General features: G+C 69.7%; 11 protein-coding genes and 1 tRNA gene. 2 read left to right on the forward strand and 10 right to left on the reverse strand.

Features of this window, described 5'->3' with window-relative positions; translation table 11 throughout:
• Positions 1-65: 65 nt before the first annotated feature.
• Both P3F85_RS09195 and P3F85_RS09200 read right to left on the reverse strand, forming a co-directional pair.
• Positions 66-638, reverse strand: a complete 573-nt coding sequence (locus P3F85_RS09195; protein ID WP_374006924.1) for an RBBP9/YdeN family alpha/beta hydrolase — start codon at positions 636-638, stop codon at positions 66-68.
• A gap of 5 nt (positions 639-643) precedes the next feature.
• The gene (locus P3F85_RS09200) at positions 644-976 is read right to left on the reverse strand and encodes a hypothetical protein (RefSeq protein ID WP_374006926.1); all 333 of its coding nucleotides are present in this window, start codon (positions 974-976) and stop codon (positions 644-646) included.
• 113 nt (positions 977-1,089) lie between these two features.
• Here P3F85_RS09200 and P3F85_RS09205 point away from each other — a divergent pair, with 113 nt between their 5' ends.
• A complete protein-coding gene (locus tag P3F85_RS09205) occupies positions 1,090-2,586 on the forward strand; it encodes a GMC family oxidoreductase (protein ID WP_374006928.1) in 1,497 nt (498 codons plus the stop codon).
• 57 nt (positions 2,587-2,643) lie between these two features.
• Here the strand turns inward: P3F85_RS09205 and P3F85_RS09210 are convergent.
• The 8 genes from P3F85_RS09210 to P3F85_RS09245 form a co-directional block, all read right to left on the reverse strand.
• Positions 2,644-2,715 (reverse strand) — tRNA-Gln (locus P3F85_RS09210).
• Positions 2,716-2,772: 57 nt separating this feature from the next.
• A complete protein-coding gene (locus P3F85_RS09215; RefSeq protein WP_374006929.1) occupies positions 2,773-3,744 on the reverse strand; it encodes an NAD(P)/FAD-dependent oxidoreductase in 972 nt (323 codons plus the stop codon).
• 2 nt (positions 3,745-3,746) lie between these two features.
• Positions 3,747-5,264 carry a glutamate--tRNA ligase gene (gene gltX, locus P3F85_RS09220; RefSeq protein WP_374006931.1) on the reverse strand — a complete coding sequence of 506 codons (1,518 nt, stop codon included), beginning with the start codon at positions 5,262-5,264 and terminating at the stop codon, positions 3,747-3,749.
• A 24-nt stretch (positions 5,265-5,288) separates the two neighbouring features.
• The gene (locus tag P3F85_RS09225; RefSeq protein WP_374006932.1) at positions 5,289-6,074 is read right to left on the reverse strand and encodes a fumarylacetoacetate hydrolase family protein; all 786 of its coding nucleotides are present in this window, start codon (positions 6,072-6,074) and stop codon (positions 5,289-5,291) included.
• Positions 6,071-6,937 (reverse strand): ketopantoate reductase family protein, encoded by an 867-nt coding sequence (locus tag P3F85_RS09230; protein ID WP_374006933.1) that lies wholly within the window; start codon positions 6,935-6,937, stop codon positions 6,071-6,073. Before P3F85_RS09230 ends, P3F85_RS09225 begins: the two co-directional genes overlap by 4 nt.
• 36 nt (positions 6,938-6,973) lie before the next feature.
• Positions 6,974-8,104 carry a branched-chain amino acid aminotransferase gene (locus P3F85_RS09235; protein ID WP_374006934.1) on the reverse strand — a complete coding sequence of 377 codons (1,131 nt, stop codon included), beginning with the start codon at positions 8,102-8,104 and terminating at the stop codon, positions 6,974-6,976.
• Between the two features lie 25 nt (positions 8,105-8,129).
• The gene (locus tag P3F85_RS09240) at positions 8,130-9,185 is read right to left on the reverse strand and encodes a 3-isopropylmalate dehydrogenase (RefSeq protein WP_374006936.1); all 1,056 of its coding nucleotides are present in this window, start codon (positions 9,183-9,185) and stop codon (positions 8,130-8,132) included.
• An 82-nt stretch (positions 9,186-9,267) separates the two neighbouring features.
• Positions 9,268-10,800 (reverse strand): MFS transporter, encoded by a 1,533-nt coding sequence (locus P3F85_RS09245; protein WP_374006937.1) that lies wholly within the window; start codon positions 10,798-10,800, stop codon positions 9,268-9,270.
• 58 nt (positions 10,801-10,858) lie between these two features.
• Here P3F85_RS09245 and P3F85_RS09250 point away from each other — a divergent pair, with 58 nt between their 5' ends.
• The gene (locus P3F85_RS09250) at positions 10,859-11,422 is read left to right on the forward strand and encodes a TetR/AcrR family transcriptional regulator (protein WP_374006938.1); all 564 of its coding nucleotides are present in this window, start codon (positions 10,859-10,861) and stop codon (positions 11,420-11,422) included.
• The last annotated feature ends 12 nt before the right edge of the window (positions 11,423-11,434 follow it).

An 11,434-nucleotide genomic window follows, 5' to 3' on the forward strand; every position in this document is an offset into this window, starting at 1 on the left:
GCACATGCCCGGCTGCGACAAGGCCGGCGCATCGGTGGCCGGCGCCGGGAAGGGTAGAGCCGGGTCTACGGAGGGGTGCCCACGCCCAACCCTGCGGTGAAGGCCGTCAGCAGATTCCGGCCTTCCCCCCAGTCGCCCAGCACGCTCGCCGAATTCAGATGACCGTGCGGCCCCACCGACACTCGGGGGATGCGCCATGTCTCGGCGAAGACCGCCGACTGCCGGGGCGAGCAGTACGGGTCGTCGTCACTAGTGACGAGCAACCCGGGCCGTTCGAGCCGGACGTCCAGGCCTGCTGCGAACGATTCCGCCTGTGCCGGGAAGACCTCCGCCGCGGGATCGGGCGCCGCGACCAGGAACAGTCCGGCCACCCGCTGAGGATTGCGGTGCGCCCAACGCACGGCGAGCAAGCAACCGAGGCTGTGGGCCACGAGGAGCGATGGCCTGTCGCCCGCGGCTCGGTCGAGCGCGTCGGACCAGTCGGCGAAGTCCGGCGCGTCCCAGGAGGCCGGGGCGATGCGGCGGATGTCTGACCGACCGCGCTCCCACAACGTCTGCCAGTGGCGTTCGTCCGAGCCGCCGATCCCCGGCAGGAGGATGGTGCGAATCGGATCCTGAGTCGCGGTCTTCGCAGTCACCTCGGCTATGGGTTCAGCTGGTCGTCGATCGCCACCTTGAAGGCCCTGAGTGCGACCGTGTCGCCCTCGTAAACCTTGCCCTGATCGCTCCAGGTGAGCGCCAGCGTTCCGACGGTGTCGTCGCCTGTCACCTCGGCGCCCTGGAAGCGGTCGTGGTCGATGACGTCGTCGTGGCCGCCGCTGTGGTGCTCGTCGTCGAAGAAGTAGATTCTGTCCGGTGTGAGAATCAGCCGACCGGCATGGCGGCCGTCCTCGTCCAATCGATCGGCTGCCACTTCCGCGATCGGTTCCTCGCCCCTCGGCAGCCTGTCCGGGTGCCCTTTTCCATGTTCAACCATGACCGCACCCTAGACCCGGAACGACGTCGATGGTGAGGATGCCGAGCGATCAGGATTCATGGGTTGTCGCCCTTTCACCCGGTGTCTAGGCTCAGCACCGGAGGGAGACCCGGATGAAGAGCGGGTACGACGTCGTCGTCGTAGGTGCTGGCAGTGCGGGCTGCGTGCTTGCCTCGCGGCTGAGTGAGAATGCGGACCGCGAGGTTGCGCTGATCGAGGCGGGGCCGGACTACCCGGTGAATCGGCTGCCAGCGGACCTCGCGGACGGTATCCATGGCACCAGCACGGCCTCGCACGACTGGGGGCTGAAGGGCAGGGGTGTCGCCGGGGGTCCTGTGCTGGATCTCCCGCAGGGACGGGTGACCGGCGGTTCGTCAGCTATCAACGCAACTTTCGCTCTGCGCGGGCACCCGGCCGACTACGACGGTTGGGGATTGCCGGGCTGGTCGTTCGCCGATGTGCTGCCCGCATTCCAGCGCCTTGAGAACGACCTGGACTTCGGGGTGGCGCCGTACCACGGTACGGATGGCCCGATCCCGATCCGCCGCTACAGCGAGGGCGAGCAGTCGGAACTCACGCTCGCGATGGAGGCCGCCATTGCGGGGACGGGAATCCCACGGATTCGGGACCACAACGCGCCCGGCGCGGTCGGCGTCTCCGCCCTGCCGGTCAACTGTGTGGATGGCGTGCGTGTCAGCACCGCACTCGCCTACCTGGATCCCATCAGAGGTCGCCCCAATCTGACGGTCCGCGCGAACTGCACGATCGCCGAGGTCGTCGTCGACCACGGGCGGACAACGGGGGTTCGATCCTCCGACGGCGAGGTCATCTCCGCCGACGAGGTGATCATCTGCGCCGGCAGCTATCACTCCCCCGGGCTGCTCATCCGCTCCGGCATCGGTCCAGCCGCCGACGTCGCCGCCTTGGGCCGATCCGTCACCGCGGACCTGCCGGGTGTCGGCGCTAACCTGGCTGACCACCCCTGGGTCTGGATCGACCTGCCGTGCTCACCCCCGCGTGGCGACCCGGCGATCTTTCAGCTCGTGGCAACCCTGCGGAGCAGTCGGAGTTCCGCCGCCGGACCGCCCGACCTGCAGCTCATGGTGTGTGGGCCCTATCGCCTCGGCGACGGGTACCAATGCCTCGTGGCCGCCGCCCTCCTGAAGCCCCGCTCCCGGGGCGAGGTGACGCTACGAACGCTCGACCCCGCAGGCGCTCCTCAGATCGACCTCGGATACTTCCGCGACGAGACGGACATCGATCGACTGATCGAGGGCGTCCACGTGGCGGATGCCGTCGCGAACCGACCGGAGCTGACCGGGATAACGGGCGGCATCCGGCTCGCCCCGCAACCGGAGACCATCGCTGACCCCGACGCCGTCCGAGCCTGGATCAGGGCCACGGCGACGACTTACCACCATCCGGTGGGCACCTGCGCGATGGGCGCCGACCCCGTGGCGGGCGCTGTTGTCGACACTTCGGCACGGGTGCATGGAGTGTCGGGACTCTCTGTCGTCGACGCGTCGATCCTCCCCGAGCCGGTGTCTGCGAACACCAACATCCCCACGATCATGATCGCCGAGCACGTGGCGACCGGGCTCCTCAGTTGAAATCGGGGGCAACAAAAAAGGCCCGGAAAACCGGGCCTTCTGATGCTTGAATCATTGCTGGGGTACCTGGACTCGAACCAAGAACAACGGTACCAGAAACCGCCGTGTTGCCAATTACACCATACCCCACTGCTCCGGACCGCGGCCCGGGCACGAGAACCAACTCTAGCCTACCCGAAGGCCGGACTACAAAACGGCGGAGCCGTCCAAGGACAAGCCGATCAGGTCGCGGTTGACCGCGGCTGCCACCACCGCACCGGAGCCGGCCGCGACGATCAGCTGCTGCGGACCGGGGGCCGTCGTCTCGCCTGCCGCATACACTCCGGGCACCGAAGTGCGCCCGTGGGAGTCGGTCAGCAGGTATCCCTCCGCGTCGGTGTCGAGGCCTAGGCTCTCTGCGAACGCCAGCGCGGGCGTCCACACCGGGCGCAGGAACCCGCCGGTGCGCGCGACGACCGTGCCGTCGCCGAGGCGGATGCCGGTCATGACACTCTTCTCGCCGATGACATCGTCGATCGGGCGTCGCTCGACGCTGACACCCAGCCGTGCGAGCATCCCCTCTTCGTCCGCATCCACCGTGTCGGCGCCGTTGGTGAAGACGATCAGGTCGTCCGTCCACTGGGTGAGCAGCAGCGCGCGCTCCGCAAGGTCGGGCGTCTCCCCGATGAGCGCGAGGGGCTGCCCGGAGGACTCGTAGCCGTCGCACTCGATGCAGCTGTGCAGGTGCGTGCCGTAGTAGGCGCGGAGGCTCGGGATGGACGGCATCGCCTCCGTCACGCCGGTCGCGATCACCACGGTGTCCGCGCGGGCGTCCACATCCGCTCCGCCGCGCACACCGCGCCCGCTGACGCGGAAGCCGTCGCCCTCGCGCTCGATGGCACCGACCTGCGCGAAGACGACCGACGCATTCTCGTAGGCGTCGACCTCCTCGCGTCCCATCCGGCGCAGCTCCAGTGGAGAGACCCCGTCGCGGGTGAGGAAGCCGTGCGCCAGCAGGGTCGCGGCATGCCGCGGACGGTTGCCGTCGACGACCAGGACGCGCCGCCGGGCCCGCGCGAGATTCAGCGCGGCCGACAGCCCCGCCGGTCCCCCGCCGACCACGACGACGTCGTACGTCTCACCCGGCGTGTCGCCGGAAACAGCAGCCTCCGCAGTCACCGCTATGCCAGTGCCGCGGACAACCGGTCGACGCGCGCGATGGTCTCGGCCTTGCCGAGGATCTCCATCGACTCGAACAGCGGAGGCGACACCCGGCGACCCGAGACGGCCACGCGCAGCGGGCCGAAGGCGACCCGCGGCTTGAGCCCAAGGCCCTCGACCAGCGCATCGCGCAGCGCCGACTCCAGCACGTCGTGGGTCCACTCCGCCTCGGGCACGAGCTCCAGTGCGCCGAGGGATGCGGCGAGCACCTCGCCGGCGTTGTCGGGCAGCGAGGCGCGCGCGTCGTCCTCGATGACCAGCGAGGCGGCGTCCGTGAAGAGGAAGCCGAGCATTCCGGGCGTCTCGCCGAGAAGCTGCACGCGCTCCTGCACCAGCGGAGCGGCCTTCGCCAGCACCTCGTGCTGCGCCGGAGTCAGGGGCTCCTCCACCACACCGGCCGCAGCCAGGTACGGGATGGTGCGCTCGGTGAAGTCGGCGACGTCGAGCAGCCGGATGTGGTCGCCGTTGATCGACTCCGCCTTCTTCAGGTCGAAGCGGGCCGGGTTCGGGTTGACGTCCTTGACGTCGAACGCGGCCACCATCTCCTGCAGCGAGAAGACGTCGCGGTCGTGCGTGAGCGACCAGCCCAGCAGCGCCAGGTAGTTCACCAGGCCCTCGGGGATGAAGCCCCGGTCGCGGTGGTGGAACAGGTTCGACTCGGGGTCGCGCTTCGAGAGCTTCTTGTTGCCCTCCCCCATCACGTACGGGAGGTGCCCGAAGCGCGGAACGAAGGTGGTCACCCCAGCATCGATGAGTGCGTGGTACAGCGCGATCTGGCGCGGGGTGGACGACAGGAGGTCCTCACCGCGCAGGACGTGCGTGATGCCCATGAGCGCGTCGTCCACCGGGTTCACGAACGTGTACAGCGGGTGGCCGTTGGGCCGCACGACGACGAAGTCGCTGAACGAACCGGCCTTGAAGGTGATCTCGCCGCGCACCAGGTCGTCGAAGCTGAGGTCGTCGTCCGGAACCCGCAACCGCAGGGCGGGCTCGCGGCCCTCGGCCCGGTAGGCCGCCTTCTGCTCCTCGGTCAGGTCGCGCTCGAAGTTGTCGTAACCGAGCTTCGGGTCGCGCCCGAGCGCGATGTTGCGCGCCTCGATCTCCTCGCCGGTCGCGAAGCTCTCGTAGATGTGGCCGGACTCGCGCAGTTTCGCGATGAGGTCGCGGTAGATGTCGTACCGCTGCGACTGCCGGTACGGCCCGTCCGGACCGCCGACGTCGATCCCCTCGTCCCAGTCGAGGCGCAGCCAGCGCAGCGCCTCCAGGATCAACTGGTAGCTCTCCTCGCTGTCGCGCGCTGCGTCGGTGTCTTCGATGCGGAAGATCAGCTTGCCGCCGGTGTGCCGGGCGTACGCCCAGTTGAACAGCGCCGTGCGGATGAGGCCCACGTGGGGCGTGCCGGTCGGGGACGGACAGAAGCGCACGCGCACAGCGGCGCCGGTGGCCTCGGAGAACGGGTGAGCAGTGGAGTCAGACATACGCCTTCGATCCTACCGGGAGGCCTACTTCGGGGCGCGCACCGGATTGACGAGCGAACCGACGCCCTCGACCTCCACCTCGACCGTGTCACCGGGCTTCATCGGCCCGATTCCGGACGGCGTTCCGGTGAGGATGACATCCCCCGGCAGCAGCGTGAAGACACTCGATGCGTACGCGATGATCGACGGGATGTCGTGGACCATGTCGGAGATCGGCGCCTCCTGCATGAGCTCGCCGTTCAGACGGGTGCGCAGCATGGCACCGGGGGCGAGCTCGGTGTCGATGACGGGCCCCAGCGGGCAGAAGGTGTCGAAGCCCTTTGCGCGCGTCCACTGCCCGTCCTTCTCCTGCAGGTCGCGCGCGGTGACGTCGTTGGCGACCGTGTAGCCGAAGATGTGGTCCGCGGCGTCCTCGACGGAGACGTTGCGGGCGATCCTGCCGATGACGACGGCGAGCTCGCCCTCGTAGTCGACCCGTTCGGACTGCGGCGGGACGACGATCGCGTCGCCGAGTCCGATGACGGACGTGTTGGGCTTCAGGAACAGCAGCGGCTCGCCGGGGGCCTCGCCGCCCATCTCGGCGGCGTGCTCCCGGTAGTTCTTGCCCACGGCGACGACCTTCGAACGTGGGATGACCGGCGCGAGGAGCGAGCCGACCTTCGACAGCGGGACGCGCTCCCCCGTGGTCTCGAACCCGACGAACAGGGGGTCGCCGGCCAGGACGACCAGGGCGTCCTCGTCGATGATGCCGTAGTCGATGACCGGGCTCTTGTCGCCGTCGCGGGTGTGGCTGAATCGTGCGATCTTCACACGTTCGAGCCTAGCGCCGCGAGGATGCGCGCGAGGGCCGGAGTCGGGATCCCGTGACGCTCTCCGACCCGGATGAGCGCGCCGCCCAGCGCGTCGAGCTCGCTGGGTGCGCCGGCCGCCAGATCTTCCTGCAACGAGGTCCGCATCCCACCGGGCACGCTGCGGAGCGCGCGGACCAGGTCGAGCTCCGAGGCCGGGACGCCCTCGGCGGTCGAGCACGCGACGACCTCGGAGACCACCGCCTCGGTCAGTTCCGGATCCTCGCTCAGCGCCGCCCCGGCGGGTTGCCGCCAGTACGACGTGAGCAGCGCCAGCGACGCGAGGAGCCGGAACTTGGCCCACAGGACCTCCGCCTCGCTGCCCCCGACCCGGACGCTGGGGCCGGCGTCCGTCAGCGCCCGCACCGACGCGAAGCCGGCGGCCGCCTCCGGCGCCTCGATGCGGACGAACGGGCTGCGGTGGTCGATCACGGTGGTGGATGCGCGCAGCGCGGAGACCGCGACGGATGCTCCCGCGACGGGAATGCCGGGCACGGCCTCCCTCAACGGGCCCATGTGCTCGATGCCGTTGAGGAACGAGATCACCTCGGCGGGCCGCGCGGCCGCGATGCCGGGGAGCACGTCCTCCAGCCCGTACGCCTTGGTGGCGACGATCACGCTCGCCCCTGCTGGCACGTCCGTCGAGGCGCGCACGCGTTCGACGCCGTCGCCGAACATCCCGCTGCGAACCTCGATCCCGTCGCGCGAGATCGCGGCGACGGTAGCAGGCCGCCCGACGGCGACGACCTCGCGGCCCTGCCGATGCAACAACCAGGCCAGCAGCCCGCCGACAGCACCGGGACCGACGATCGCGAACTCACTCATGCCACGATGCTAGCCACGCCGCCGCGCGAAACGCGATCAGGCGTCGAGGCGGTACATCCAGTTGTGACGGTCGCGCTCGCGACCGTACTGGATGTCGGTCAGCTCCTTGCGCAGCGACATCGTGAGCTCGCCGGGAGGCGCCGTGATGTCGCCGACCGTGAAGGTGTCCGACTTCAGCTCGCCGATCGGGGTGATCACCGCGGCCGTGCCGCAGGCGAACACCTCGACCACATCTCCGCTCTCGACGCCGTCGCGCCACTCGTCGATGGTCACCTTGCGGCGCTCCACCGCGTGCCCGCGGTCCCGCGCCAGCTGCAGCACCGAATCCAGCGTGATGCCCTCCAGGATGCTGTCGGACTCCGGAGTCACCAGGGTGCCGTCCTTCTTGACGAGCACAACGTTCATCCCGCCGAGCTCCTCGATGTACTTCCCCTCGACCGAGTCCAGGAACAGCACCTGCGCGCAGCCGTGCTCGTACGCCTCGGCTTGCGGAAGCAGGCTCGAGGCGTAGTTGCCGCCGGTCTTCGCCGCGCCCGTGCCGCCCTTGCCCGCCCGCGACCAGTGGTCGGAGAGCCAGATCGACACAGGAGCCACGCCGCTCGGGAAGTACGCACCGGCCGGGCTGGCGATCAGGTAGTACGCCACCTTGTTCGCGGGACGGACCCCGAGAAACGCCTCCTTGGCGAACATGAACGGCCGGAGGTACAGGCTGGTCTCTGCGGCATCCGGAACCCAGTCGCCGTCCACGGCGATGAGCTGCTTGAGCGAGTCGAGGAAGTGCTCGACCGGAAGCTCCGGCAACGCGAGCCGGTACGCCGAGCGCTGCATGCGCGCGGCGTTCGCCTCGGGCCGGAAGCCCCAGATCGACCCGTCCTCGTGACGGTAGGCCTTCAGTCCCTCGAAGATCTCCTGCGCGTAGTGGAACACCGCGGCGGACGGCTCCAGCTGGATGGGTCCGTACGGCGAGACGCGGGGACGGTGCCAGCCGCCCTTCGCCGACCAGCAGATGTCGACCATGTGGTCGGTGAAGTAGTTGCCGAACCCGGGATCCGCGAGGATCTCGGCGCGCGCTGCGGCGTCGCGAGCGGCTTCGTTGCGGGAGACGTTCCAGAGCAGGCCCGAGGTCTCGGTGGGTCCGCTGGTGAGAGAGATGCTGGTCGAAGTCATGACAGGTCCTTTACGCGACGGTGAATCAATTCTGCGCCACACGCGCTGCGATCGCGTCGCCGATCTCGGCGGTCGTTCGCACAGCGCCCGTGCGGGCGGCGAGGTCGGCGGTCACCGCGGACTCGATCCGGCCGGCGAGCTCGGGCTCGCCGAGGTGGCGGAGCAGGAGCGCGGTCGAGAGGATCGCTGCGGTGGGGTCGGCCTTCTGCTGGCCGGCGATGTCGGGGGCCGATCCGTGAACCGGCTCGAACATGCTCGGGAAGGCTCCGGCCGGGTTGATGTTGCCGGAGGCCGCCAGCCCGATGCCGCCGCTGATCGCGGCCGCGAGGTCGGTGAGGATGTCGCCGAAGAGGTTGTCCGTGACGATCACGTCGAATCTAGCAGGATCGGTGACCAGGAAGATGGTCGCGGCGTCGACGTGGAGGTAGTCGACGGCGATGTCGGGATGCTCGGCGGCCACGGCATCCACGATCCGCTTCCACAGTCCGCCCGCGAAGGTGAGCACGTTAGTCTTGTGCACGAGAGTGAGCTTCTTGCGCCGAGCTGCCGCCTGCTCGAAGGCGTAGCGGACGACGCGCTCGACCCCGAAGGCCGTGTTCACGGAGACCTCGTTGGCGATCTCGTGCGGCGTGCCCTGGCGGATGGCTCCCCCGTTGCCGACGTACGGGCCCTCGGTGCCCTCCCGGACCACGACGAAGTCGACAGCGCCAGGGTTTGCGAGCGGGCTGGCGATGCCTGGGAAGAGCGTCGTCGGCCGCAGGTTCACGTAGTGATCGAGCGAGAAGCGCAGCTTCAGGAGCAGGCCGCGCTCGATGTTCGCACCGGCCAGCCGAGGGTCGCCGGGCGTGCCGCCGACCGCACCGAGCAGGATCGCGTCGTGGGCCGAGATGGCCGCCAGGTCGTCGTCCGTCAGCACGTCGCCGGTCGCCAGGTAGCGGTCGGCTCCGAGCGAGAAGTGCGTCTTCTCGAACGACAGCCCGCTCCCCTCGGTCGCCGAGTCCAGAACCTTGACCGCCTCGGCGATGACCTCCGGACCGATCCCGTCTCCCGGGATGACGGCGAGCTTGACGGAACGGGACATGGCACTCCTGCGCTGGTCGATCGGCGGATTCGGTACTGCAACCCTATCGCCGCGCCGCCGGTCACGGTTCGGCCCGGATCGCTCAGGCGCGGACGCGACGGAGCGTCACCAGCGCGACAACGGCGGCCGTCGCGACTAGCGCGACGCCGATCACCGCTGTGAGGCCCACTCCACTGTCGAACGCGGCGCGCGCCGAGGTCAGCAGCTCCCCCGCGAGCGGTGCGGGAAGGCCACCGGCTACGGAGACGGCACCGCCGAGCGTCTCGGACGCAGCGTGCGCTTGCGCCGACGTCAGTCCCTGCGGAACCACGAGCGCGGCGCGGTACGACGCCGTGATGAGCGTTCCCAGCGTGGCCGTGCCGAGCACCGCTCCCAGTTCGTACGCGGTCTCAGAGACCGCCGAGGCGGCGCCCGCCTTCGCCGCGGGAGCGGTCGAGATGACGAGCTCGTTCGAGACCGTCTCTGCCGCGCCGATTCCGGCGCCGAGGAGGACGAAGGCGGCGAGCAGGATGCTCCAGGGCGCGTCTCCCCCGGTGAGCGCGATGAGGAGGTAGCCGGCCGCCGACAGGGTCAGTCCGCCGGCGATCACCACACCGGGCCGCAACCGCCTGGCCACCGGGACGACGACCAGGCCCGCCACGATCATCGTCACGAGTCCCGGCAGCAGGACCAGTCCCGACTGCAGAGGGCTCAGCCCGATCACGAGCTGAAGGTGCTGCGACACGAAGAACAGGAACCCGACGAGCGAGATCACGCTCAAGAGGTTCACGACGATCGCGCCGCTGAACGCGGGGCGCGCGAACAGCCGCATGTCGAGCATCGGGATCGGCCGGCGCAGCTGACGCCGCACGAAGAGCGCTCCCGCCCCGAGGCCGACGGCGATCGCCGCAACGGCAACGGCGGAGAATCCGTCGACGGCGAGCGACTTGATCCCGTAGACGATCGGCGCCATCGTGAGCAGCGAGAGCGCGATGCCCGGCACATCCACCGGGCCCGGCGACGGATCGCGGGACTCGCGCACCAGTAGCGGGGCGAGCACGAGCAGCGGGATGAGGACGGGCACCGCCAGCAGGAACACCGACCCCCACGGGAAGTGCTCGAGCAGCAGACCGCCGACGATCGGGCCCAGCGCCGAACCGGCCGCGAATCCGGACGCCCAGATCGCGATCGCGAGGCGGCGCTGCTCGCGGTCCGCGAAGGAGCTGCGCAGCAGCGACAGCGTCGCGGGCATCAGCATCGCCCCGAACACTCCGAGGGCGGCACGGGCGGCGATCAGCAGCTCCGCCGTCGGTGCGAAGGCGGCCACGGCCGAGACCGCCGCGAACCCCGTGGCCCCGATCAGCAGCAGTCGACGGCGGCCGATCCGGTCCCCCAGACTGCCCATCGCGACCAGCAGCCCGGCGAGCACCAGCGGGTACACGTCGACGATCCACAGCATCCCGGTCGCGCTGGGTTTCAGTGCCTCGGAGATGGAAGGCAGGGCGAAGCTCAGGACCGTGTTGTCGACCGAGACCAGCAGAGTCGGGAGCATCAGGACCGCCAGCGCGGCCCACGCGCGGCCGCCCGCGCGCGACGAACGGTCGGCGGGGGCGATGGCGTGGGCGGTGGCGGACATACGACTACTGTACCGTCTGGACGGTACAGTAGCAATGTGACACGACTAGCATGTGCTCATGCCGAGTGACTCCCCCGCTCCCTCCCGCTCCGCCCGCGATCGCGTGCTGGACGCCTTCGAGGAGCTGCTGGCGGAGCAGAGCGAGCGAGCGGCGACCCTGGATGCGGTGGCTGCACGTGCGGGCGTGTCCAAGGGCGGCCTGCTCTACCACTTCGCCTCGAAGGAGGCGCTGGTCGGCGGCGTGCTTGAGCGGTTCTCGGTCCTGGTCGCCGACGACGTCGAGCGGATGCGGACGGCTCCGGCCGGCCCGGTCGACTACTTCCTGCGCACCTCCATCCCCACCGACTCGCGGTTCGAGCGGGCCGTCGTCGCGGTCGCGCGCCTCGCGCAGGCGGCCGACCCCCGGGCGCGGGATGCGCTCGCCGACGCGCAGCGCTCCTGGTTCGACGTCCTCGAGGATGCTGTCGGCGATCCACTCGCCGCACGCATGATCATGCTCATCGGCGACGGGATGTACTACAACACCGCCCTGCTGCCCGCGGCCAACACGGTGCTGCGGGACGAGACGGACGTCGACGAGCTGATCGCGCTGGTGCAGCGGATCGCCGGGCCGACCGCGTAGGGCGGCCCACCC

This window comes from Leifsonia sp. T36S-04 (assembly GCF_042465655.1).
In the GTDB taxonomy this organism is placed as follows: domain Bacteria; phylum Actinomycetota; class Actinomycetes; order Actinomycetales; family Microbacteriaceae; genus Leifsonia.

Excerpts from the sequence above, each read along its gene's own strand:
- P3F85_RS09200 (WP_374006926.1), bottom strand. The coding sequence starts at position 976 with ATGGTTGAACATGGAAAAGGGCACCCGGACAGGCTGCCGAGGGGCGAG.
- P3F85_RS09205 (WP_374006928.1), top strand. The coding sequence starts at position 1,090 with ATGAAGAGCGGGTACGACGTCGTCGTCGTAGGTGCTGGCAGTGCGGGC.
- P3F85_RS09240 (WP_374006936.1), bottom strand. The coding sequence starts at position 9,185 with ATGTCCCGTTCCGTCAAGCTCGCCGTCATCCCGGGAGACGGGATCGGT.
- P3F85_RS09245 (WP_374006937.1), bottom strand. The coding sequence starts at position 10,800 with ATGTCCGCCACCGCCCACGCCATCGCCCCCGCCGACCGTTCGTCGCGC.
- P3F85_RS09250 (WP_374006938.1), top strand. The coding sequence starts at position 10,859 with ATGCCGAGTGACTCCCCCGCTCCCTCCCGCTCCGCCCGCGATCGCGTG.
- gltX (WP_374006931.1), bottom strand. The coding sequence starts at position 5,264 with ATGTCTGACTCCACTGCTCACCCGTTCTCCGAGGCCACCGGCGCCGCT.
- P3F85_RS09235 (WP_374006934.1), bottom strand. The coding sequence starts at position 8,104 with ATGACTTCGACCAGCATCTCTCTCACCAGCGGACCCACCGAGACCTCG.
- P3F85_RS09230 (WP_374006933.1), bottom strand. The coding sequence starts at position 6,937 with ATGAGTGAGTTCGCGATCGTCGGTCCCGGTGCTGTCGGCGGGCTGCTG.